At 65.9% G+C, this 21,853-nt stretch carries 24 protein-coding genes and 1 pseudogene; 12 read left to right on the plus strand and 13 right to left on the minus strand.

The genetic code is table 11. The features are described from left to right. Nucleotides 1–189: 189 nt before the first annotated feature. Both M9952_12350 and M9952_12355 read right to left on the minus strand, forming a co-directional pair. Nucleotides 190–678: pseudogene (locus M9952_12350) on the minus strand (ABC transporter ATP-binding protein). A gap of 344 nt (nt 679–1,022) precedes the next feature. Further along, nucleotides 1,023–2,522 (minus strand): HNH endonuclease, encoded by a 1,500-nt coding sequence (locus M9952_12355; protein ID MCO5313714.1) that lies wholly within the window; start codon nt 2,520–2,522, stop codon nt 1,023–1,025. A gap of 109 nt (nt 2,523–2,631) precedes the next feature. Between M9952_12355 and M9952_12360 the strand changes: the two genes are divergently transcribed. Next, nucleotides 2,632–3,579 (plus strand): TIGR03560 family F420-dependent LLM class oxidoreductase, encoded by a 948-nt coding sequence (locus M9952_12360; protein MCO5313715.1) that lies wholly within the window; start codon nt 2,632–2,634, stop codon nt 3,577–3,579. Between the two features lie 153 nt (nt 3,580–3,732). On the opposite strand, the gene M9952_12365 is transcribed toward M9952_12360, so the two are convergent. Beyond that, complete coding sequence (locus M9952_12365) at nt 3,733–4,095, minus strand: hypothetical protein (GenBank protein MCO5313716.1); 363 nt, start codon at nt 4,093–4,095, stop codon at nt 3,733–3,735. Nucleotides 4,096–4,151: 56 nt separating this feature from the next. Then, a complete protein-coding gene (locus tag M9952_12370) occupies nt 4,152–4,334 on the minus strand; it encodes a hypothetical protein (protein ID MCO5313717.1) in 183 nt (60 codons plus the stop codon). A gap of 692 nt (nt 4,335–5,026) precedes the next feature. On the opposite strand from M9952_12370, the gene M9952_12375 reads away from it, so the two are divergent. Next, nucleotides 5,027–5,323: a hypothetical protein gene (locus tag M9952_12375; GenBank protein MCO5313718.1), complete on the plus strand. Its 297-nt coding sequence runs from the start codon at nt 5,027–5,029 to the stop codon at nt 5,321–5,323. Here M9952_12375 and M9952_12380 read toward each other — a convergent pair. From M9952_12380 to M9952_12410, 7 genes are all read right to left on the minus strand, one after another. Next, complete coding sequence (locus M9952_12380) at nt 5,310–6,251, minus strand: ISL3 family transposase (GenBank protein ID MCO5313719.1); 942 nt, start codon at nt 6,249–6,251, stop codon at nt 5,310–5,312. The two genes, M9952_12375 and M9952_12380, sit on opposite strands and share 14 nt — an antisense overlap. A 62-nt stretch (nt 6,252–6,313) precedes the next feature. Beyond that, complete coding sequence (locus M9952_12385) at nt 6,314–6,607, minus strand: transposase family protein (protein MCO5313720.1); 294 nt, start codon at nt 6,605–6,607, stop codon at nt 6,314–6,316. 510 nt (nt 6,608–7,117) lie between these two features. Then, complete coding sequence (locus M9952_12390) at nt 7,118–7,576, minus strand: MaoC family dehydratase (GenBank protein ID MCO5313721.1); 459 nt, start codon at nt 7,574–7,576, stop codon at nt 7,118–7,120. A gap of 34 nt (nt 7,577–7,610) precedes the next feature. Then, nucleotides 7,611–8,588 (minus strand): rhomboid family intramembrane serine protease, encoded by a 978-nt coding sequence (locus tag M9952_12395; protein ID MCO5313722.1) that lies wholly within the window; start codon nt 8,586–8,588, stop codon nt 7,611–7,613. 4 nt (nt 8,589–8,592) lie between these two features. Beyond that, the gene (rlmN, locus tag M9952_12400) at nt 8,593–9,714 is read right to left on the minus strand and encodes a 23S rRNA (adenine(2503)-C(2))-methyltransferase RlmN (GenBank protein ID MCO5313723.1); all 1,122 of its coding nucleotides are present in this window, start codon (nt 9,712–9,714) and stop codon (nt 8,593–8,595) included. Beyond that, entirely contained in the window at nt 9,711–10,418 is a 708-nt protein-coding gene (gene mshD / locus M9952_12405; GenBank protein ID MCO5313724.1) for a mycothiol synthase, read from the minus strand. Before mshD ends, rlmN begins: the two co-directional genes overlap by 4 nt. Before the next feature lie 323 nt (nt 10,419–10,741). After that, nucleotides 10,742–10,942, minus strand: coding sequence for a hypothetical protein (locus M9952_12410; protein MCO5313725.1), 201 nt, complete (start codon nt 10,940–10,942; stop codon nt 10,742–10,744). A 68-nt stretch (nt 10,943–11,010) separates the two neighbouring features. Here M9952_12410 and hisD point away from each other — a divergent pair, with 68 nt between their 5' ends. From hisD to M9952_12455, 9 genes are all read left to right on the plus strand, one after another. Then, complete coding sequence (gene hisD, locus M9952_12415) at nt 11,011–12,354, plus strand: histidinol dehydrogenase (GenBank protein MCO5313726.1); 1,344 nt, start codon at nt 11,011–11,013, stop codon at nt 12,352–12,354. Further along, a complete protein-coding gene (hisC, locus tag M9952_12420) occupies nt 12,351–13,433 on the plus strand; it encodes a histidinol-phosphate transaminase (protein MCO5313727.1) in 1,083 nt (360 codons plus the stop codon). Before hisD ends, hisC begins: the two co-directional genes overlap by 4 nt. Next, nucleotides 13,430–14,065, plus strand: a complete 636-nt coding sequence (gene hisB / locus M9952_12425; protein ID MCO5313728.1) for an imidazoleglycerol-phosphate dehydratase HisB — start codon at nt 13,430–13,432, stop codon at nt 14,063–14,065. The genes hisC and hisB overlap by 4 nt, the downstream gene beginning before the upstream one ends. Continuing rightward, complete coding sequence (hisH, locus tag M9952_12430; GenBank protein ID MCO5313729.1) at nt 14,062–14,685, plus strand: imidazole glycerol phosphate synthase subunit HisH; 624 nt, start codon at nt 14,062–14,064, stop codon at nt 14,683–14,685. The genes hisB and hisH overlap by 4 nt, the downstream gene beginning before the upstream one ends. Nucleotides 14,686–14,746: 61 nt before the next feature. Then, nucleotides 14,747–15,544 carry a 1-(5-phosphoribosyl)-5-[(5-phosphoribosylamino)methylideneamino]imidazole-4-carboxamide isomerase gene (gene hisA, locus M9952_12435; protein ID MCO5313730.1) on the plus strand — a complete coding sequence of 266 codons (798 nt, stop codon included), beginning with the start codon at nt 14,747–14,749 and terminating at the stop codon, nt 15,542–15,544. Next, entirely contained in the window at nt 15,541–16,308 is a 768-nt protein-coding gene (gene hisF, locus M9952_12440; protein MCO5313731.1) for an imidazole glycerol phosphate synthase subunit HisF, read from the plus strand. The genes hisA and hisF overlap by 4 nt, the downstream gene beginning before the upstream one ends. A gap of 67 nt (nt 16,309–16,375) precedes the next feature. Then, nucleotides 16,376–16,819 carry a co-chaperone GroES gene (locus tag M9952_12445; protein ID MCO5313732.1) on the plus strand — a complete coding sequence of 148 codons (444 nt, stop codon included), beginning with the start codon at nt 16,376–16,378 and terminating at the stop codon, nt 16,817–16,819. Between the two features lie 14 nt (nt 16,820–16,833). After that, nucleotides 16,834–17,211 (plus strand): phosphoribosyl-AMP cyclohydrolase, encoded by a 378-nt coding sequence (gene hisI / locus M9952_12450; GenBank protein ID MCO5313733.1) that lies wholly within the window; start codon nt 16,834–16,836, stop codon nt 17,209–17,211. Between the two features lie 2 nt (nt 17,212–17,213). After that, nucleotides 17,214–18,776 (plus strand): chorismate-binding protein, encoded by a 1,563-nt coding sequence (locus M9952_12455; GenBank protein MCO5313734.1) that lies wholly within the window; start codon nt 17,214–17,216, stop codon nt 18,774–18,776. 183 nt (nt 18,777–18,959) lie between these two features. Here the strand turns inward: M9952_12455 and M9952_12460 are convergent, their stop codons facing one another. Beyond that, nucleotides 18,960–20,459, minus strand: coding sequence for an HNH endonuclease (locus M9952_12460; protein MCO5313735.1), 1,500 nt, complete (start codon nt 20,457–20,459; stop codon nt 18,960–18,962). A gap of 99 nt (nt 20,460–20,558) precedes the next feature. Between M9952_12460 and M9952_12465 the strand changes: the two genes are divergently transcribed. After that, nucleotides 20,559–20,906, plus strand: coding sequence for a phage holin family protein (locus tag M9952_12465; GenBank protein MCO5313736.1), 348 nt, complete (start codon nt 20,559–20,561; stop codon nt 20,904–20,906). Between the two features lie 114 nt (nt 20,907–21,020). On the opposite strand, the gene M9952_12470 is transcribed toward M9952_12465, so the two are convergent. Continuing rightward, nucleotides 21,021–21,809: a maleylpyruvate isomerase family mycothiol-dependent enzyme gene (locus tag M9952_12470; protein ID MCO5313737.1), complete on the minus strand. Its 789-nt coding sequence runs from the start codon at nt 21,807–21,809 to the stop codon at nt 21,021–21,023. Nucleotides 21,810–21,853: the final 44 nt, after the last annotated feature.

The following is a 21,853-nucleotide window of genomic DNA, read 5'->3' on the forward strand; positions in this document are numbered from 1 at the left end:
GGCGTCGAACACGACGGTGTCATGGGGCCAGAAGCGTCGGGTGAGTTGAGCGGTGGGCCCTTCACATACGCAGCTACCGGTTTCGAGGATGACGATGTGATCGGCGAGCCCTTCGGCTTCGGAGAGGAGGTGGGTGCACATCACGACGGTGATGCCGAGGGAGGTCATCTCCCGGATGAGGTCGAGGACCGCGGCCGAGGATTCCGGGTCGAGGCCCGAGGTTGGCTCGTCGAAGAGCAACAATTCGGGGCGATGTAGCACGGCGCGGGCCAGCGCGAGACGAGTCTTCATCCCGGTGGAATAGCCGCCGACGAGGTGGTCGAGGGCATGGGTGATGCCGAAGCGCTCTGCGGACTCAGAGACGCGCGAGTCGATGTCACCCCGGGCGACGCCGTAGAGCTCTGCCGCGTACTCAAGGTTGTCTCGTCCGCTTAGACGGTCATACAACGCCGGCTTCGCGCTGACGACTCCGCAGCGCGGACGCACGCTGTCGCCGTCGACGCGAGGGTCGATACCGAACGTTCGGATCGTTCCAGATGGAGAGATCGCGCCGGTGATCGCTCGGATGGCGGTGGTCTTGCCGGCCCCGTTGGGCCCGAGCAGGACGGTGATGCCGCCCGAGGGGACATCGAAGGACAGCGAGTTGAGGGCAGTGACTTCGCCGAATCGATGCGTCACGTGCCGCAACGACACGACAGCGTCGGCATTCGGTTGGGCCGCTGTCGGATGGGACACTGGCGACTGCTGGGCTGACGGCGGCTGGACTGATGACTGTTGGGCTGACGGCGGGTGAGCTACAGACTGCTGGGAGAGCGGCTGGCGAGATGGCGAACGGCGAAAAGGCGGCACATCGATCTATCGGCACGAACCCTGCATCCCTACAGCCCACGGGAGTCAGCCGGTTTGCGTGCGCGCCGTTCGTGTGCGCGCCGTTCGTGTGCGCGCCAAGGGCCCCTGATGAGGGGTCGCTGTTTAGGGGGCCCGTGTTGAGGGGTTCGTGAGTCGTTTCGGGCGGCGCCGGTTCATTGGCGTATCGGTGGTTGGGGTGGTCGTGCTGGGGTGAGGGAGAGTTGCCCGGCGGTGGCTCGCCTGGCCCTCGTCGCTCCTCCGGTTCGTCCGGTCCCACCTGAGCCTCGGCTGGAGGCTGACCTGCGGGCGTCGTGGGGTCGGTACATGCGGGTGTTGGGGGTGGCGGCCATGCGGTCGTAGCGGTGTCGGATGGTGGCGATCGCTTCGGCCAAATCGACGGTTCCGCCGCGGACTTTCACCTTCGGTCGGGCGGGTGGTTCGGGTTCTGCCGCGAGTTCTTCGGGGATGGGGCCTTGGCGTTGTACCCCGTGTTGTTGCCCCCAGATAGTGATGCCACAGGGGTGGGTGTAGAGGGTCCATCCGTCGGTGGTGATGTGCATGGCCCATCCGACGCGGTGCACCAGTCCGTGGTGGTGTCGGCACAGACACGCCAGGTTGTTCACCGCGGTGGAGCCGCCGTTGCGGTGATGGCGAACATGGTGGGCTTCGGTCTGTTGTGCGGGTGCTTCACAGCCGGGAAAACAACACCCCCCGTCACGCGCTGCGAGTGCGGCGCGTTGCGCGTCGGTGGCTAACCGGACGCTATGGCCAACATCGAGCGGTTGGCCGAGCGAGTCCGACAGGACGGCGCGGAGTTCTGGGTCACACATCATCCGTTCGATCACGTCGGCGGTGAGTGGATCACCCGTAGGTGAATAGGCGCGTGGTTGGCCGTGTTCGTCGGCTTGCAGGATGATGGTGACTTCGGCGGTTCCTGGCCGGTAGTTACCCGACAGGGTGAACTGGGTGCCGAACCGGCACAGGTCCATCAACGCTTTCGCCCGCAACTGGGATTCTGACGTCGTCGGTGACCCGCCGAATTGTTCGGCGTCGTTGCGGACCTGTTTACGGTGACGTGCGGTGGCGTCGGTGATGGCCTGGCGTACAACCTCGGCGTAGTCGCCGAAGAACTCTCCGACGACCTCTACGCCGATGACACCGTCGGGGCCGTGAATGTCGCGTAGGTCGAGCCAGGACTCTTCTGCTGGTGGGGCGGGTTCGGTGCCGTCGGTGTCGACGAGGCGTGCCAACGCGGCGATGACCTTTTCCCATTTCGCGAACGTCAAATGCTCGGCCAGATCCAACATGGGCCCGGCGTTGTCGGACCAGGTGGGTTCGATACGCGGGTTCGACCACCGGCCGATCACCACCAGATGATCAAACCCCGCAACACCGGAGCGGAGCCGGTCCAACACGTCGGGCCGATACCGGCGCCGAACCGCCCGAGCGACCGACACCCGACGCGCCGCGGTCACACCGGAACAACGAGCCGTCTTGGACACCCAGGCTTTGGTGGACAGGCCCTCGACGATGTCGGTCATCCCAACAGCGTCCAGTTCGCCCAACGCGTCGATCATGTGCAGATCCAAACGGCGTTGCAGTTCGAACAACACCGCAACATCGTCGATCCCGGAACCCAGGCTATTCAGTTCGCTGTCGAAGCCCTCGAACATGCGTTTGATACTAAACGGAACCCCCGACAGCCAAGCCCCGGAGGTTGAAAATGCTCGGGAATCAAGGCCCGGACGGTTCGGACATGACCCCGGGTCGTAGGGTGGCGCCATGATCTTCGGAACGTTCATACCGCAGGGTTGGAAGATGGAACTCGCGGGGATTCCCGACGACCAGGACAAATGGGCAGCGACGATGCGCGTCGCGAGACTGGCCGACGAACTCGGCTACGACTCGATCTGGGTGTACGACCACGTCCACAACGTCCCCGTGCCGGCGAACGAAGCGGTTTTCGAATGCTGGACGACCCTCGCAGCGGTCAGCCAGGTCACCGAGCGCGTGCGTCTCGGTCAGATGGTGAGCTGTGCCCCGTATCGAAACCCGGCACTCACGGCAAAGATCACGGCCACCCTCGATGTGGTCAGCGGCGGCCGCCTCGATTTCGGTGTGGGGGCGGGTTGGTATCAACAGGAGTTCGAGGCCTACGGGTACGACTATCCCGACAACCGCGATCGACTCCAGTCGCTCAAGGAGGCCGTGGAAATCACCAAGCTCATGTGGACCGAGCCGGAGGCGACCTATGACGGTCGAATCCATTCCGTTCGTGGGGCACAGTGCGATCCGAAGCCGTTACAGAAGTTGCCGCCGATCTGGATCGGTGGGGGTGGGGAGCGTGTGACGTTGCGCATCGTCGCCAGGCATGCGGACCGCTCGAATTTCGGAGGAAAGCTCGACGAGTGGGCGCACAAGTGCGAGGTGCTCAAAGCGCATTGTGCCGAGGTCGGTCGCGACTACGACGAAATCGTCAAGACCTGGTCGCCGTCGTTGCTCGTACGCGAGTCCGAGTCCGACTTGCCGATCGAATCGATGGGGGCGTGGGGTGAGCCGTATGACAGTTGGGTCGAAGGTAACCTCATCGGGACCCCCGAGCAGGTTGTCGAGAAGCTTGAGGCCTACCAGCGCCTCGGCCTCGGTGGAGTGGTGCCGTGGATTGCGGATCTTCCCGACACCGAGACGTTGGAACTCTTCGCGACCCAGGTGATGCCACAGTTTCGGTGAGTACCGAGCGGCAGTCGCTGGTCGTTCCGTTGATTTGAACACGTCCCGAGAATGAACCCGTCGTAGATGCCTGTGCCGCTGCGGCCGTCGTCGTGCCGGCGAGGAACAACACGGCAAGGACGAAGACCAGCAAGGGCGCAAACCGACGGAACGTCAATTGAGTTCTGCAACTCGACGGGCGTATTCACGCACGAAGATCGCCAGCGCTTGCGAATCGCGTTCCGCAAGCGCCCCGAGGTGATCCTCATCTTCGACAAGCTCGGCGTACCCCCACAGCGCGCCGCATGGCTGCACCCAGAGCTCCCGGCCCGTCGCCCGGATGCCGGGGTACAGCGCGAACCGCCAACCGTCGGGCATCTCGTCCGAGCCCGGCTCGAACAGCGCCAACGGTGGGGTGCACGGCTTTCCCCAGTCGTCGCGAACCAAGGCGAACAGCACGCTTTCCCAAAGACCCATGCCTGCCACGACGTACTCGGCGCCGACGGTCAGCGGGTACGTCTCTTCGAAGTCGGCCATGCGGCCGCGTTGCTCATCAGGCAGCGCAGACGACCTGTTGAAGGCGCACGTGAGTTTCATCCGGCGCTCGTGAACGTGAAGTCGTCGACGGCGCCGGTGATGTTGTTTCGGACGTAGTACATCTCGACGCCGTTGACGTTCTGGGCCATCTTCACCCAGCCCTCGGCGGCCGGCCACCGAGCGTCGGTCATGGTCACCCGCACGCGTACACCTGCAGGTGCCGCACGAACCTCAGTCATCGCAAGTTGCTCGGTCAGGTTCCCGGGCGTGACCCTCCCGTAGAGCCCAGCCAACCGACCTCAGCGCTCCAGACGGCTGCACCGGCAGAAGGTCGTCCAAGGAGCTTTTGGCGTTGGTGAGGTTTTTGGTTGTGTTGACGCCGGCAGGGCGATTCACAGCCATGTGTTTGGTCGCGTTTGGATGCACCGAGAACTTCTGACCAGCTACCGACAGGTCGAAGCTCTCCGGTACCAGCGTTCCCGGCCAATTCGGCCCCACATTCGACGCCCACCACCAGTCATCGGCTACGCCTGTTCCTCTTGGGGTACCTGTGCGCGACATGGGGTCGTAGTTGCACGATGGGCCGCGACGGTCGACGCAGCGATGCCGTCCACGCCTTCGAAGGCCTGGGCGAGAGCCTCTTCAGCAGAGGGTCGAACGCCAGCGGACGTACGTGCGGCACCTGACGTGTCGTAGTCGTAGGGGGCGGCTGTGCGTTCTCCGGCCGGTGCCGCTGCAGCCGATGTTGACAGAACGCCCAGATCGAGGGCGAGCAGGAGCCCGACAACGAACAGAAGCGACCGGCGGACGATCATCCGATCTGGTCCAGCTGTCGCAGCAGGTCCGGCCCAAGCTGATCCCTCAGCGCTGCACCCGGCTCACCTCGCCGAGGCAGATTCTCCAAGAACGAAACCGAGATCAGCTCGCGTTCATGTTCGCCGCCCTGCGCGAAGCACGCTTCGAAGAACACCAGTACAGCCCCTACCTCCGAATCGGCTGGCGACTCGATGTGCCCAAGAACCCACCGAGTCACGTCACCAAGGAAGACGTGCGGGAGCAACCCGTCGTAGTCATCGAGGTGCTCCTGCAGGAGCGGCAAGAGAACGGGGAAGCGGTGGACGAGTGCACCGACGAACGCCACCTCCGCCGACCGCAGCAAGCCGTCGGCCTGGGTGACGCCTGTCAGCATATCCTGACGAGGGTGGCGGCGGTCGTCAGGATATGCTGACCGCGTTCGGCGTCATCTCCGGGGTGACGCCACCCAGCAGGTCCCAGTCCGGTCGACCCGCGTACAGCAGTACCCGAACCCGGTAGTTCCGGAACCGGCGCAGACCGAACCCGACACGCTTCACCCGTTTGATCAAGTTGTTCATCCTTTCGGTCGGACCGTTGGTCACTTTGGAGCGGTGCCACGCAACAATCTGGTCGCGCCAACGTCGCAGCGTTCCGACCAGAGCACGGACTTCGGGCGGCATGTCGGCGTCGGACATGTCGTCGATGAAAGCCTCGACGTCGCCGGGGTCGTCGATGCGATACAGGCTGCGGACCGTCTCTTTGGCGTGCCAACACATGCGGACCTCGCCGTTGGGGTCGCCCGCCTCCAACAGGCTCAACAGCTTCGCTTCGCCCGCCTCATCAAGGCGATCGTGGGCTTTGGTCAACAAGCGGCGTGACCGGTACAACGGATCGTCTTTGCGGCCCCGGTGGCCGAGCGTTTCGTTCTGCACCCGCCGCCGACACTCATCCAGCTTGGCGTTCGCGTGCTTGTGCACGTGGAACGGGTCGGCAACCTGGGTGACATGGCTGAGACTGTCGTTGAACGTCTTGCGGTACGGGCCCGACATATCCAACACCCCGAAACGGATCGCTTCTCGCCACGCCTCGGGGCGGGCGTCGATCCAACCGCTGACCTTGACGGCGGTCCGCCCCTCGATCACCTCGACCAGTTTCGGGTGACGCCCCGCACCGCCGACATCAACGATCGAGGTGGCCCACTGCTTGTGGTGCCGTTCCCCCAAACGGACGAACAACGTTTCGTCCAACCCCAATGCCTCAACCTCGCCGACCCGCCCGGTGTCCGCCTTCAACAACGCCTCACCGTACGCGACGACCGCGTCGTTCACGGTGTGGCTATCACACCCCAGTTCCGCTGCCACATCGCTGACCGCTCGACCCAGACGGCCAACCTGGACCGTCGCCCACCTCCCGGCGCGGTCAGTCAACGCGGCACAGCAATCCTGGCGTCCTGCACCGTCCACGATCTTGTCGGGCAGAGCGTCTCACGGCAGCACCATCGTTGTTTGCGCCACACCAGTCGTGCTGGACGACCGAAACACGGCAGGTCCACCAGCACCACATCGTCGCGGTCCTTGATTGAGCCTCGCGTCCCGCAGCGACGACACCATGCCTGTTCATCGAGCCTCGACTCGACCTTCACGATGATCGGCCCGCCCGGCCGGTCATCGACACCGAGAACGTTCACCTCACCCAAACCGACCAGCAGCTCGCACATGCGCGTAGGGTTGCATTCCACAGGGGCTCTCCATCATCGACGGCGTTAGAACCACCGATTCTGGTGAGCCCCTGTCCCGCGCCCGCGGACCCCAAACCCCGCTCAAATCCGAAGAGCCCGTTATCGAAAGGCGATTGTGAGGCCGAGCTACTCGTTTGAAGTAGTGGGGAGGCCGAGTATGCAGCCGGCCGCGCAGGCCTCGAGATCACCCAGACTCACTACGATTTCGCCAGCACCCCCGACCTCGACGTGCGACGCGCAGTCGAACGCACGCGTTCTAGTGCTAGTCCACCAGATCACCGCTGCCGCCGCGAAGACGCCCGATAGCCAGATTCCCGGTCAGCGGTATCAAATGAAGGCGCACCTCGGCGTCTCCACGCCTACCAACTCGTGCCTCAGGACCTGGAGCGGCCTGGGCGCGACTCACCCGCTCGCCGGGGGCGAACGGGTGAGTGTGAACGGGTGAGCAGTCTGGCCCAGTCGGCCTGAGCGCCTACTCGGCAGTCTGGCCTACTCGTAGACGCGGATGATGACCTCGGAGACGCAACTCGGCTTCGACGAGCCCTCGGTCTCGAAGGTGTACAGGAAGGTGCACTGCGCGGCGCCTTCGCCGAGGTCCTCGACCTGGGTGACCTCGATGCCGAGGCGGAGGTTGGCGCCGACCGGAACCGGGCTCGGGAAGCGAACCTTGCCACAGCCGTAGTTGACGGCCATCTTGAAGCCGCCCATCTTCATGACCTGAGGTGCGAGCATCGGGCCGAGCGACAAGGTGAGGTAGCCGTGTGCGATCGTGCCGCCGAAGGGGCCGTCCTTGGCGCGTTCGGGATCGACGTGGATCCACTGATGGTCGCCCGTCGCCTCGGCGAACTGGTTGACGCGTTCCTGGGTGACCTCGAGGTAGTCGCTGTATCCGAGGTGCTTTCCTTCGAGGGACTTCAAGCCCTCAATGCCGGTGATCTCCGTTGTCATGGCGCAGATTCTTACGCACCCGCACCCAAGGCCGCTACTCGCCGCGGAGGGTCCGGCTGAGCTCGTCGAGACGAGCGCGCTCATCGACGGTGAGGCTGTCCATGCCGCCTTCGCTGATCTTGTCGAGCAGCGTGTCGAGTTCGGCTTGTGCCTCGCGGCTCAGGCGCGGCTCGGGCCTCAGCGGAATGACCTCTGCGGGGGTGGATCTGGCGAACGGTGAACCCGGCGAACGGCCCTTGCCGGTCGGCCTGCCGGTTGAGTTGCCTCTGGACGTGGACGAGCCGGCCTGCTGTTTGTTCTTGCGGGCCCGGGATCGGTTGGTTTTGGCGTACGGGTCGCCGCTGACGAACCCCGGCAGCGGCAGTTTGGGGATCTGGTGAAACTCGGTGAGATCGAAGGCCCGGGCGATGAGCGCCGCGACGGCGAGCGAGGCGAGGAAGAAGACCAGCATCGCCCAGTCGCGTTCCGCGATGATCTGCAGGGCGTAGATCGTCTCGAACACGGCCAACAGCACCCACAACGGGATGTTGAGCAAGGACCGGGCGAAGGGGAAACGCAGCGCGAAGATCACCAGGAGGCCGGTCGTCAGATTCGACAGGCCGAACGCCTCCGCTCCGGTGTGGAGCGACGCTCCGGAGATTCCCCAACCCACCGGGTACAGCACGCCGACGATGCCCGGAACGACGGTGAGGATCGCCAGCATCCATGCGAAGCGCTTACGGCCGACGTCGCCCTCAAGTTGGGTGCCGAGCATGAAGAAGATGAACGCCGAGAGGATGAACCAGATGTTGGGGAAGTTCGCGAACGGCCACGTCGCGATCCTCCAGACCTGACCCGATCGGACCTGATGTCCGTTGAGCGAGTAGGGGTCGAAGAACGTCGCCTGGCTGATCGCGGTGAGGAACAGTGACAGGACCGACACGCCGAGGACCAAGATGGTGGTAGTGACGTCGACGGAGCCGACTCGAAACCAGCCGTCGTTGCCGTAGCGCTGAGGAGCGAAGCGAAACACGAGGTCATTCTGGCAGCGAAACGCCGCGATCTTGTGCCAGCGACACCGGTGTGGCGACCTTGGCGGTGCCGCGGCTGCGATGAACGTTGCGAAGTTGCCCGCAGGCTGCGTCGATTTCGGTGCCGCGGTTCTGGCGGATGGTGGCGTTCGCTCCGAGGGAATCGAGTCGGTCCCGGAACTCGCGGACGCGCCGCATGGGCGAGCCGACGGTGGGGTATCCGGGGGTCGGGTTGAGCGGGATGAGGTTGACGTGTGCTCGAAGCGACGTGGCGTAGGCCGCCAGTTCCCGGGCGTCGCGTTCGGTGTCGTTGACCCCGTCGATCATCGCCCACTCGAAGCTCAACCGCCGGCTTTTGACCGCCAGGTACTCGGCGCACGCCTGCGCCAACACCTCCAGCGGGTAACGCCTGTTGATGGGCACGAGTTCGTCTCGAAGCGTGTCGTTCGCGGCGTGAAGGGAAACCGCCAGGTTCACCGGTAGCGACTCGAGGGTGAGTCGTCGGATGCCGGGGACGATGCCGACGGTCGAGATCGTGAGGTGCCGGGCCGAGATGCCGACGTCGCCGTGGAGTCGCTCGACCACCGCCCACGTCACGTCATAGTTGGCAAGCGGTTCGCCCATGCCCATGAACACGATGTTGGAGATTCGCCGTGGCGTCGCCGCGTCGGCGGCGACCCGGGCGGCCCGAATAACCTGTTCCACGACCTCGCCCACGTCGAGGTGGCGTTCGAACCCCGCCTGCCCGGTTGCGCAGAACTGGCACGCCATCGCGCATCCGGCCTGGGTGGAGATGCACACCGTCGCCCGGTCGGGGTACAGCATCAGCACGGTTTCGACCGTCGCTCCGTCGTGGAGGCGCCACAGGAACTTGGTGGTGTCGCCGTTCTCGCTGACCGACTCGGTGACGAGTTCGAGGCTGTCGCGGAGGCGCTCGGACAGGGTCGAGCGCAGCGCCTTGGGCAGGGTGGTCAACTCGTCGACGGAACGGAACTGTTCGTAGAACCCCTTCCAGACCTGATCCACCCGGTAGGCCGGCTGCCCCTCGAGGAGGGCCGCCAGGTCGTCGCGGCTCACCTGGAAGCGGCCGGGGAGCGTGGTGCCGGGGAGCGTGGTGGGTGCGGTCATAAGAGATTCGGCGAAGCGGCTGGTTCGAACGCTACTCGTGTCGCTACGACCTCGAATCCGATCTGTTCGTACGTGCGCAGCGCGGCGGTGTTGTCGGCTTCGACATAGAGCATCGCTGCGGTCAGGTGCCGCTGGCGGGCCATCCAGTCGAGCCCGTCGAGGGTGAGGGCCCGCCCGAGGCCGCGCCCGGCGAACTCGGGGGCGACGGCGATCACGAAGATCTCGCCCAGCGGCGGCGATTCCTGGGAATGGATCTTCGTCCAACAGAACCCGGCCATGGTTTCGTCGAGGTCGAGGATCCGGAACCCCTCTGGGTCGAACCACGGTTCGGCGATGGTGGTCTCGAGATCGGCGGTGGTTTTGTTCCCCTGATCCGGGTGCCAGGCGAACGCGGCGTTGTTCACCCGGAGCCACGCTTCGTGGTCGCGTTCGAACTCGAAGGGACGCGTGGCGATCGGACGAGTTGGGGCGGGGTCGGCGACCGGTAGAGCGACGCTCATCTGCAGGAGGGTGCGGGTGTGGCGAAGGTCGAGTTCGGCCGCCGCGGTGAGCACCGAATCGAGGTCTGCGGGCGGGCACATGACCCACGCGCGCTCGTGGCCTTCGTGGTGGTCGACCTCCCCGCCGAAGCGCTCGGCGAGGGCTCGAATCGCGCTGGGATCCGGCTCCTGCGGGGGGCGGTCAAATGGGGGCGATTTGGTCATGGTGTCAGCGTACGCGGAGAAAATGTGTCGGCAGTGTGCAGTGACAAAACCCCAGAATTCCGGGGGTCTGGCGTAAGGCGTTTTTCTTAGGTTTCATTCCTATGTGACAAACGTCACATAGGAATAATTGCCGCTTGACTCGACAAGTTTCGGGGTTGGCAGTACGGTTTTAACCGCTCCGGATGTCCGCCATCCGGAGAAGGCGATAATGGGATCCCGCCACCCGTTTCGCCCGACCGGCGCCCCATCAGGAGGCGCCGGTCGCATTTTTGCTCGAAGGTGATTTTGCCTGCCGCAATCGACCAGATGTGACGGCCGGTGGGCTAGAGGCCGCGGCGACGCAGTTCCTTCACCAGCCGGTCGAGGCGTCGGTTCGCGCTGCGCAACGACCGCTCGACGTCCATGAGTGCGATGCTCACGTCCTCATCCGCAGTACCGGTGAACTCGTCGACCGCCCCGCCGACGCGGGCCATCAATTGTTCGAGGGTGGAAGCGACAGATGCCAGGTCGGCCGAGGAACTCATGGCGACGTGTCTAGCAGCGAGCCAAACCCATTCGAGGGGGGTCGCGCTCAACCGGTAGCGTTGGAGCCGTGTTGAATCGCCTCGACCTGCGTCACGTCGACCGAGACGTGATCGCCCACCTTCCCCGTCCAGAGGTGGCCGGTGACGAACCCGTAGCCGCCGTTCGCTCGATCCTCGCCGCCGTACGGGAGCAGGGCGATGAGGCGCTGCTGCGATTCACCAGGGAGTTCGACGGCATCGAGATGGAGTCGGTGCGGGTGAGCGCCGAACAGCTGACCGCCGCATTTGAGCGCACTCCGGCGGAGGTACGCGAGGCGCTCGCCGTGGCGGCCGGGCGCATCGAGGCCTTCCACCGCACCCAGGTCCACGGCGAGACGACCTATGGCGACGGCGGATACATCCGGTCGTTCAACGTCGCGGTCGACCGGGCCGGCTGCTATGTCCCCGGAGGCCGGGCGGCCTACCCCTCCACGGTGCTGATGACGGCGATTCCGGCCAAGGTCGCGGGAGTGGGTTCGGTCGTCGTGTGCGTTCCACCCGATCGCACCACTGGTGCGGTCACCGACGTGACCCTCGCGGCGTGTCTCGTGGCCGGGGTCGACGAGGTCTATGCGGTCGGCGGGGCACAGGCGATCGCCGCGATGGCCTACGGAACCGACACGATCGCGGCGGTCGACGTGATCTGCGGGCCGGGAAACAAGTACGTCGCCATCGCCAAGCGCGAGGTTGCCGGCGTGACCGGAATCGCATCGGCCTTCGCCGGTCCCTCCGAAATCGTCGTCGTCGCCGACTCGTCCGCTCCGGCGGCCTTCGCCGCGGTCGACGTCGTCGTCCAGGCAGAACACGGCCCCGACGGGCTCGCCTGGCTGGTGACCTGGGACGAGGCGGTGGCCGATGCCGTCAGCGCCGAGGTGGAACGCATCACCGAGGCGTCGCCGCGGCGCGACGAGATCGTGTCAACCCTCGCCACGGCCGGCTACGCGGTGCTGTGCCGAGACGCCGAACAGGCGATGGAGGTCGCCAATGCCATCGCACCGGAACACCTGCAGATCATGACCGCCGATCCCGAGGCGCTCGTGGGCCTGGTGCGCAACGCCGGGGCCATTTTCTGTGGTCCCTGGTCGCCCGCGTCGATGGGTGACTACGTCGCCGGGCCGAGCCATGTGCTGCCCACCGACGGAACCGCCCGGTTCAGCTCGGCGCTCACCGTGGCCGACTTCCAAAAGCACCACCACGTCATCACCTTCACCGCCGAGCAATCGGCGGCGTTGGCTCCGGTGGTCGACGTGCTCGCCTCCGCGGAGGGGCTCGACGCCCACGCGCTGAGCGCTCGGATGCGCCTGGAAGCGGCCGCCGCGGTGAACCCGAACGCGACGCACCCGAACGCGGCGCAAGCGGGGGAGCGGCCATGAGCCGGCCGAAGGTACGCGACGACGTCGCGATGATGGAGGGGTACCACTCGCCCCAACTCGACGTGAGCATCCGGCTCAACACCAACGAGGCCCCGCAACCGCCGCCCCCGGAGTTCACCCGGCGCCTGGCCGAGGCCATCGGGTCGATCGAGTGGCACCGCTACCCGAGCCGCAGCGCTTCGGCACTGCGTGCTCGCATCGCCGAGGTCGAGGGCGTCGAGGCCGATCAGGTCTTCGCCGCCAACGGCTCCAATGAGGTGCTGCAGACCGTGCTGTTGACCTACGGCGGTCCGGGGCGAACCGCGCTCACCTTCGAGCCGACCTATGCGTTACACAGCCACCTCAGTCGGATTGCCGGCACGGCGGTGGTCGAAGGGGAGCGCACCGACGAGTTCGAACTCGACCTCGATGTGGTCGAAACGCTCATAGCCCGCCACCGTCCAGCGGTGACGTTTCTGTGCTCGCCGAACAATCCGACCGGGCGGTTCGAATCGGAGGCGACGATTCGACGGGTGCTCGAACTGGTGGAGGCGGTCGACGGGCTCCTCATCGTCGACGAGGCCTACGGGCAGTTCGCGCCGTGGTCGGCGAAGGAATTGCTGAGCGAGGACCGCAACCTCGTCGTCACCCGCACCTACTCCAAGACCTGGTCGATGGCGGCTGCCCGGCTCGGCTACGCGCTGGCGCCGTCTTGGCTCGTGGCCGAACTCGACAAGGTCGTGTTGCCGTATCACCTCGACGCCTCGAAGCAGATCGCCGGACTGTTGGCCCTCGACTACCTCGACGACATGTCGGCCCGTGTCGCCGCCCTCGTGGAGGAACGCGGTCGGGTGCAGTCGGCGCTCGCGGACCTCGACGTCGATCAGTGGGAATCGGGTGCGAACTTCATCCTGTTTCGGCCACGGCACCGTTCGGGCGCGCAGGTATGGCAGGACTTGGTCGACCGTTCGATCCTTGTTCGCAACTGTGCGTCGTGGCCGCGGCTCGATGACTGCCTGCGCCTGACCCTGGGAACCGCCGAGGAGAACACGGCGTTCCTCGACGCCCTCGCCGAGATTCTGGAGACCCCGACCCCATGAGCACCGATCCCATGAGCCCCGATCCCAGGCCGGCGCGCACGGCCCCACGCACGGCCCGCCGCAGCCGAACCACCAAGGAAACCGACATCACGATCGAGTTGAACCTCGACGGCACCGGGGTCGTCGACGTGTCCACCGGCATCCCGTTCTTCGACCACATGCTCGACCAGATCGGCCGCCACGGTGGGTTCGACCTCTCCGTGCGCGCCGAGGGCGATCTGCACGTCGATGGCCATCACACCGTCGAGGACACCGGCATTCTCCTCGGTGAGGTGCTGCGCGAGGCTCTCGGCGACAAGGCCGGGGTGCGACGGTTCGCGTCGGGGCTCTATCCGCTCGACGAGGCGCTCATCGAGGTGGCCCTCGACCTGTCGGGCCGTCCCTATCTCGTCTGGAATGTGACCTTCGGCGAGATCCTGCCGCTCGGCAACCCGCCGTTCAACCCGGAGATGACCGAGCACTTCTTCCGATCGTTGGCCGACTCCTCGGCCGTCACGTTGCACGTCACCAGCAAGGGTGGGGTCACGGCGCATCACATCATCGAGGCCACCTTCAAGGGGGTGGCGCGTGCCCTGCGCGACGCGGTGCGAGTGGAAGGCGACCAGTTGCCCTCCACCAAGGGCGTGCTGTGAAGCTGGCGGTCCTCGACTACGGCATCGGCAACCTGCGTTCGGCCCAGAAGGCGTTCGAACACGTCGGCGCCGAGGCCCGACTCACCGCCGATCCGGCAGAGGTGGAGGCGGCCGATGCGGTGGCCCTGCCCGGGGTGGGTGCCTTCGGCGCGTGTGTCGACGCGCTCGTGGGGTCGGGGCTCGACCGGGTGGCGCTCGGCGCCATCGCCGCCGAGATGCCCTTCATCGGCATCTGCGTGGGCATGCAGCTGCTGTATGCGGGCAGCGAGGAGTCGCCCGACCATTCGGGCCTGGGCGTGTTCGACTCGACGATCTCGCTGTTGCCGCCCACCGTGAAGCGGCCACAGATGCAGTGGAACCGTTTGACGCCGACCGTGGCCGACCATCCGATTTTTGTCGGCCTCGAGGACCCGTGGGTGTATTTCGTGCACAGCTATTTCGCCACCGTCGATGCCGATACTGTGGCAACGTGTGAGTACGGAGCGACCGTCGGTGCCGCGGTTGCCCGAGACAATGTCTGGGCGACCCAGTTCCACCCCGAGAAATCCGCCGCCACCGGTTTGGCGATCTTGTCGAACTTTCTGCGCTGGGCCGAGCCCCGCCGATCAACGATCGCCTGATCCTCAGCGACGTGATCCGCAGCGACGTGACGCCATCCCCGACCCTGATGAGGCACAGGCCATGAAGTTGTATCCCGCCATCGACCTGCGCGGCGGCCGCTGTGTGCGGCTGTACCAGGGCGACTACGACCGAGAAACCCACTACGGCGACGACCCGGTGAGCCAGGCTCGCCAGTTCGCGGATGCCGGCGCCCCGTGGATCCACGTGGTCGACCTCGACGCTGCCCGCTCGGGAGACGCCACCAACCGCGAAGTCATCGCCGCCATCTGCGCGGCGGTGGAGGTTCCGGTGCAGTCCGGGGGAGGGGTGCGGTCGGTCGAGGCGGCCGCCGCGCTCGCTCAGGCCGGCGTGGCTCGGGTCGTGATCGGCACCGCGGCGCTCGAAAACCCCGATCTCGTGGCGGCCGTGGCGGCCCGTCAGCCGGTGGCCGTCGGCCTCGACGCCCGCGGGACCGACCTGGCCTCGCACGGCTGGGAGGTGTCCTCGGGGCTGAACCTGATCGAGGTGGCGACGCGGTTCGCCGATGTCGGTGCCTCGGCGTTCGTCGTCACCGAGATCGCGCGGGACGGCACCCTCGAGGGTCCGTCGATCGAACAGCTCACGTCGGTGCTCGCAGCGATGGAGCCCTTCGGAGCCCAGGCGCCCGAGGTCATTGCCTCGGGGGGAGTGGGAACCGTCGCCCATCTTGAGTCGCTCGCCGCGATGCGCGTCGGCGAACTCGGGCTCGGCGGGGCGATCATGGGACGGGCGCTCTATGAGGGGGCATTCACCCTGGTCGAGGCGCTCGAGGCCGTGGGTCGCGTTGAGGCCGTGGGTCGCGTTGAGGCCGTGGGTCGCGGCGATGGAGGTGCGGCGTGAACGTGTCGCGGGTCATACCGTGTCTCGATGTCGACCGTGGTCGTGTCGTGAAGGGAACCAACTTCGTCGACCTGCGCGACGCCGGCGACCCGGTCGAGCTCGCGGCGCGTTACGACCTCGAAGGCGCGGATGAGCTGGTGTTTCTCGACATCACGGCCAGCTCGGATGGGCGCGAGACGACGTTGGAGATGGTCCGCCACGTGGCCGAGGAGGTGTTCATCCCCTTCACCGTCGGGGGTGGGATCCGCACCGTCGACGACGCCCGACGCATGCTGCGCGCCGGGGCCGACAAGGTGTCGTCGAACACCGCTGCGGTCGAGCGCCCCGAGCTGATCAGCGACATCGCGGCGGAGTTCGGCTCTCAGTGCGCCGTGGTGGCCGTCGACTCGCGTTCGAGCGACCAGACCCCGTCGGGTTTCGAGGTGTACGTGCACGGCGGTCGAACCCCGACCGGTATCGACGTGCTGGAGTGGGTGCAACGCATCGTGGAGTTGGGCTGCGGCGAGATCCTGTTGACCTCGATGGACCGCGACGGCACCCGCGACGGCTTCGACCTCGCCGTGACGCGGGCGGTGAGCGATCTGGTGAACGTTCCGGTGATCGCCTCGGGCGGCGTGGGAACCCTGCAGCATCTCGTCGAGGGAGTGACCCTCGGCGGGGCCGATGCGGTGCTGGCGGCATCGATCTTCCATTTCGGTGAGTTCACCGTCGCCGAGGCGAAGGCGGCGATGAGCGCGGCCGGTCTCACGGTACGGCCGGCGTGACGGTGCGGCCGCGTGACGGTGCGGCCGGCTCGGTAGATTGTTGACCCGACCTCGAGAAAGACCCTGCGTGAGCGACACCCCCGACGGCATCTCAGCCGACACCCCCGATGGCACATCTGGCGACAGCCAAGGCGCCGAGGCCGACACCGCTGGCATTCCGGCAGCCCCCGCCGGCTCGCGCCCGATGGGGCGCGTCGACAAGTTGCCCATCAAGATGCTTCAAGACCGCCTGATGGTGCAGCTCGACGCTGCGGAAGGCGAACGCCGAAGCTCGGGCGGAATCCTGATTCCGGCCACGGCGCAGATGGGCCGGCGCTTGAGCTGGGCGGAGGTGAAGGCTGCCGGTCCGGCGGTTCGCAACGTCGAGATCGGCGATCAGGTGCTGTTCGATCCGTCCGATCTCAGTGAGGTCGAGGTGAACGGCGACCTGTTCATCATCCTTCGCGAGCGCGACGTCCACGCCGTCGCTGCGGAACGGCTCGAGGTCGGCAGCACCGGCCTGTATTTGTGATCGAGACTGGAACTATGAGCGACTCAGCTATTGCCGTCACCCCTATCACCCCGACCGTTGAGGCGCTCGACAAGGTGACCTATAACGAACACGGCCTCGTGGCCGCCATCGTGCAGGACATCGACACCGGCGCGGTGCTCATGATGGCCTGGATGAACTCCGAAACGCTGCGCATGAGCCTCGAACAGGGCCGCACCGTGTTCTGGTCGCGGAGCCGTTCCGAGGTGTGGCGAAAGGGCGACACCTCCGGCGATCGTCAATTCATCCGTGAGGCCTACTACGACTGCGACGGCGACACGCTGTTGTTCAAGGTCGTGCAGGAGGGCAAGGGTGCGTGTCACACCGGCGCGTACACCTGCTTCTTTTCCTCATTTGGCGAGGCGGGGGCCTGAGCGTGTCGGAGGATGGCGAGATCGGCGGGGTGATCCCCGGCCGCGACGAGTTCCGAGCCGCTGCCCGGCGTGCCACCGTGGTGCCGGTGCGGCGCGAGCTGCTCGCCGATCAGGTCACCCCGGTGGCGGTGTTCGGTCGTTTGTGCGGCGTGGGTGAGGGGGCGAACGAGTCCGGGTTTCTCCTCGAGTCGGTCGGCACCGCCGGTCGGTGGAACCGTTGGTCCTTCGTCGGCCGGTCGCCGCGGGCGCGCCTGGTGTGCCGCGGTGGCGAGATCACCGTGACCGGCGATCTGCCCGATGGCCTCGACCTGTCCGGTGGAGTTTTGGCGGTCGTGGAGCAGCTGCTCGAGCGATACCGGGCCGAGGAGGACGACACGTTGCCGCCGCTGCACTCGGGCATCGTCGGCTACCTGGGCTACGACGTGGTTCGTGAGGTCGAACACCTTCCCGGGGTGCCGAACGACGACCGTGGGTGGCCCGATGCGGTCCTGAGCCTGATCGGCGACCTCGTCGCGCTCGACCACTGGAGCCAGCGGGCGTTGCTGATCTCGAACGTGTACGTGCCCGAGGGGGCGAGCGACGCGGACCTCGACGCGCTCTACGACGAGGCCGTCGCACGGATCGACGCCATGGCGGCCGACGGGGCCACCCCGCTGGATGAGCCGATGGTGTCGCCACCGTCGAAATCTGACGAGTTGCCAGCGGTCGAGTCCTCGATGCCCCCGGGGCAGTACGAATCCGCGGTTGAGGTCGCCAAGGAGTACATCCGCAGCGGTGACATCTTCCAGGTGGTTCTGGCCCAGCGCTTCGATTTCGAGGTCGACGCCGACCCCTTCGACGTGTACCGGGTGCTGCGTCAGATCAACCCGTCGCCGTACATGTATTTCGTGCGCGAACCGGAGCTGTCGCTGGTGGGTTGTTCACCCGAACCGATGGTGCAACTGCTCGGCGGGCAGGTGATCAGCCGGCCGATCGCCGGGACCCGGTTCCGCGGCACGACCGATGAGCACGACCGTCGACTTGCGGCCGAGCTGTTGGAGCACCCCAAGGAACGCGCCGAGCACATCATGTTGGTCGACCTGGCCCGCAACGACGTCGGCCGCGTCGTGGAGTTCGGGACGTGCAAGGTCGACGAGCTCATGACCCTCGAGCGCTTCAGCCACGTCATGCACCTGACGAGTCAGGTGTCGGGCGCCCTCGCCGAGGGCAGAACGCCCATCGACGTGTTGAAGGCCACACTGCCCGCCGGCACCGTGTCGGGGGCGCCCAAGGTCCGGGCGATGGAGATCATCGACGAACTCGAGCCCACCAAGCGTGGTCCGTATGCGGGGGTCGTCGGATATCTCGATTTCTCGGGCAACATCGACACCGCCATCGCGATCCGCACGATGATCATCGACACCGCCGACGGCGAGATGCCGTTTCGGGCCAGCGTGCAGGCCGGCGCCGGGGTGGTGGCCGATTCCGTTGCGGCGGACGAGGAACTCGAAACCCGAAACAAGGCGAAAGCCTTGCTCGCCGCGGTGCGCCCGGCCGAACGGATGACCGCCCAGCGCACGAGGTAGTCAGCGCACGAGGTGGTCAGTGCATGAGGTAGTCAGCGCACGAGGTGGTCAGTGCATGAGGCGATCAGCGTCCCCGCCGAACGCCGCAACAAAGGCGCGGTCGCGTGCCCGCGGGACAGCGCGGTGACATCGCGGAGTGCCTCGGAGGCCTGAGCCGGTTCCTGAGTCGGTGGGGTCGTCGGTTCATTGGCGTATCGGTGGTTGGGGTGGTTTGGTCGGGGTGAGTGAGAGTTGCCCGACTGTGGCTCGCCTGGCCCTCGTCGCTCCGCCGGTTCGGCTGCTCCGGCCCGAGTTTCGGCCTGTGTTTGACCTGCGGGCGTCGTGGGGTCGGTACATGCGGGTGTTGGGGGTGGCGGTCATGCGGTCGTAGCGGCGCCGGATGGTGGCGATCGCGTCGGCGAGGTCGATGGTTCCGCCGCGGACTTTCACTTTGGGTCGGGCCGGAGGTTCGGGTTCTGCCGCGAATTCTTCGGGGATGGGGCCTTGGCGTTGTACGCCGTGTTGTTGCCCCCAGATGGTGATGCCACAGGGGTGGGTGTAGAGGGTCCATCCGTCGGTGGTGATGTGCATGGCCCAGCCGACGCGGTGCACCAGGCCGTGGTGGTGTCGGCACAGGCACGCCAGGTTGTTCACTGCGGTGGCGCCGCCGTTGCGGTGATGGCGCACGTGGTGGGCTTCGGTTTGTTGTGCGGGAGCCTCACAGCCGGGAAAACAACACCCGCCATCACGCGCGGCGAGTGCGGCGCGTTGCGCGTCGGTCGCCAATCGCACGGAGTGGCCGACATCGAGCGGTTGGCCGAGCGAGTCCAACAGGACGGCGCGTAGTTCTGGGTCACACATCATGCGTTCGATCACATCGGCGGTGAGTGGATCACCCGTAGGCGAATACGCGCGTGGTTTACCGTGTTCGTCGTGTTGCAGAATCACTGTGACTTCGGCGGTGCCTGGCCGGTAGTTACCCGACAGGGTGAACTGGGTGCCGAACCGGCACAGGTCCATCAACGCTTTCGCCCGCAACTGCGATTCTGATGTCGTCGGCGACCCGCCGAATTGTTCGGCGTCGTTGCGGACAGCTTTGCGGTGACGGTTGGTGGCGTCGGTGATGGCTTGGCGGACGACCTCCGCGTAGTCGCCGAAGAACTCTCCGACGATCTCCACGCCGATGACGCCGTCGGGGCCGTGGATGTCGCGTAGGTCGAGCCAGGACTCTTCTGCTGGTGGGGCGGGTTCGGTGCCGTCGGTGTCGACGAGTCGTGCCAACGCGGCGATGACCTTCTCCCATTTCGCGAACGTCAAATGCTCCGCCAAATCCAACATGGGCCCGGCGTTGTCGGACCAGGTGGGTTCGATACGCGGGTTCGACCACCGGCCGATCACCACCAGGTGATCAAACCCGACAACACCGGAGCGGAGCCGGTCCAACACCTCGGGCCGATACCGCCGCCGTACCGCCCGAGCCACCGAAACCCGACGCGCCGCGGTCACCCCCGAACAACGAGCCGTCTTCGACACCCACGCTTTGGTGGACAGGCCCTCGACGATGTCGGTCATCCCAACAGCATCCAGTTCGCCCAACACGTCGATCATGTGTAGATCCAAACGGCGTTGCAGCTCGAACAACACCGCAACATCGTCGATCCCGGAACCCAGGCTATTCAGTTCGGTGTCGAAGCCCTCGAACATATGTATGACTCTAAACGCGACCCCCGACAACGAAGCCCGCGACCGTCAAACCCAAAGCGCCCGACACGCTCCCGCGGCTCAGCGGATAGCCTGCGCGCCATGAAACGACTGCTGGTCCGATGGGCGATCTCAACCGGTGCGGTGATGTTGTTGCCGGTGGTGTTCCGCGACACGATTCGTGTGGAGGACTGGGGTGCGGCCATCTTCGCTGCGCTCATCATCGGCATCGTGAACGCGCTCATCGGTCCTGTTCTCAAGCTGCTGTCGCTGCCGCTGACGATCCTGACCTTCGGGCTGTTCGCTCTCGTGGTGAACGCCGTGTTGTTGTTGCTCGCCGCTGAGGTGGCGCCAGGCTTCGAAATCGACACCTTCTGGAGCGGACTGTTCGCCGCGATTCTCTACAGCATCGTCACCTCGATCGGGTCGTCGCTGCTCCTCAACGACTGATCGTCAACGACTGATCGTCAACGACTGATCGTCAACGACTGATCGTCAACGACTGATCGTCAACGACTGATCGTCAACGACTGACACCAAAGCGCTCGGGCTCAGGGCCGGGCGTCACGTGAGCGCGCTGTTGGTGAACCACCACACGAGCATCCCGGGTTCACCGAATATCTGGAGGCCGTCGGGAAGCCCGTTGGTGCTCGAGGCTCGGTTGGTCACCGCGGCGAGGAGGTCTCGCGCCGTTCCTCTCGCGGCCACCGTTTGCCTCGTGGCCGTCGTCGCAGCGCGTGGGCCGTGGCCGATCGTGAACCCGTGGGGGTTGAGATCGATCAGCCATTCACCGTCGAGGTCGGTGGTGTGTAGGTGGATCGAGCCGTCGCCACGTAGGTGAGTAACCGCGTCGCAGAACGACCCCGATGCCTCGACGTTGGCGAGGTGTTCGTCGATCGCGTCGATCGCGACCTCGGCATCGATCGTCCAGTCGGTGTTGCCTGCCGCAAGCTCGGCGTCGATGCGGTGAACCGCCGTTTCGTGAAGCAGGCGGCGAGTCCACCAAGCAGCGGTGGTGCCGTCGCCCCAGGTCCAGGTGGGGGTGTCGTCGGGGATCCGCTCGAGCGCCTCGATGACCAGGGTCGCCGACTCCAGCAGCCAATCAGCCCAGATCTGCGGGCTCGCGTCGACTCCTGGCAGGCCGATGTCGAGCGATCTGCGATCGAGGTATTCGCCGTTGGCGTCGATCAGCGCTCGGGCCCAGTGGAGAATCGAACCCTGGTGGACGACCAAGCGGGTCAAGGTCCACCCCGGACAGGTCGGTACGGCGCTATCGGCGGGGGTGGCGGCGACCAATTCGGCGAAACGCCGCGCCTCGTCCTCGAAGCGTCTGAGCATCGTCGAGGAATCCATGGCCTCAGTCTGTCACGCTCGTCGCTCGTCGCCCGTCACGACAG

It is taken from the genome of Microthrixaceae bacterium, assembly GCA_023957975.1.
GTDB lineage: Bacteria > Actinomycetota > Acidimicrobiia > Acidimicrobiales > Microtrichaceae > JAMLGM01.

Coding starts and splice junctions, on each gene's coding strand:
- M9952_12360 (MCO5313715.1), top strand. CDS start 2,632: ATGATCTTCGGAACGTTCATACCGCAGGGTTGGAAGATGGAACTCGCG.
- hisA (MCO5313730.1), top strand. CDS start 14,747: ATGAAGTTGTATCCCGCCATCGACCTGCGCGGCGGCCGCTGTGTGCGG.
- hisC (MCO5313727.1), top strand. CDS start 12,351: ATGAGCCGGCCGAAGGTACGCGACGACGTCGCGATGATGGAGGGGTAC.
- M9952_12390 (MCO5313721.1), bottom strand. CDS start 7,576: ATGACAACGGAGATCACCGGCATTGAGGGCTTGAAGTCCCTCGAAGGA.
- M9952_12470 (MCO5313737.1), bottom strand. CDS start 21,809: ATGGATTCCTCGACGATGCTCAGACGCTTCGAGGACGAGGCGCGGCGT.
- M9952_12460 (MCO5313735.1), bottom strand. CDS start 20,459: ATGTTCGAGGGCTTCGACACCGAACTGAATAGCCTGGGTTCCGGGATC.
- M9952_12410 (MCO5313725.1), bottom strand. CDS start 10,942: ATGAGTTCCTCGGCCGACCTGGCATCTGTCGCTTCCACCCTCGAACAA.
- rlmN (MCO5313723.1), bottom strand. CDS start 9,714: ATGACCGCACCCACCACGCTCCCCGGCACCACGCTCCCCGGCCGCTTC.
- M9952_12465 (MCO5313736.1), top strand. CDS start 20,559: ATGAAACGACTGCTGGTCCGATGGGCGATCTCAACCGGTGCGGTGATG.
- hisB (MCO5313728.1), top strand. CDS start 13,430: ATGAGCACCGATCCCATGAGCCCCGATCCCAGGCCGGCGCGCACGGCC.
- M9952_12375 (MCO5313718.1), top strand. CDS start 5,027: ATGTTCGCCGCCCTGCGCGAAGCACGCTTCGAAGAACACCAGTACAGC.
- mshD (MCO5313724.1), bottom strand. CDS start 10,418: ATGACCAAATCGCCCCCATTTGACCGCCCCCCGCAGGAGCCGGATCCC.
- hisI (MCO5313733.1), top strand. CDS start 16,834: ATGAGCGACTCAGCTATTGCCGTCACCCCTATCACCCCGACCGTTGAG.
- M9952_12355 (MCO5313714.1), bottom strand. CDS start 2,522: ATGTTCGAGGGCTTCGACAGCGAACTGAATAGCCTGGGTTCCGGGATC.
- M9952_12370 (MCO5313717.1), bottom strand. CDS start 4,334: ATGACTGAGGTTCGTGCGGCACCTGCAGGTGTACGCGTGCGGGTGACC.
- M9952_12365 (MCO5313716.1), bottom strand. CDS start 4,095: ATGGCCGACTTCGAAGAGACGTACCCGCTGACCGTCGGCGCCGAGTAC.
- M9952_12385 (MCO5313720.1), bottom strand. CDS start 6,607: ATGTGCGAGCTGCTGGTCGGTTTGGGTGAGGTGAACGTTCTCGGTGTC.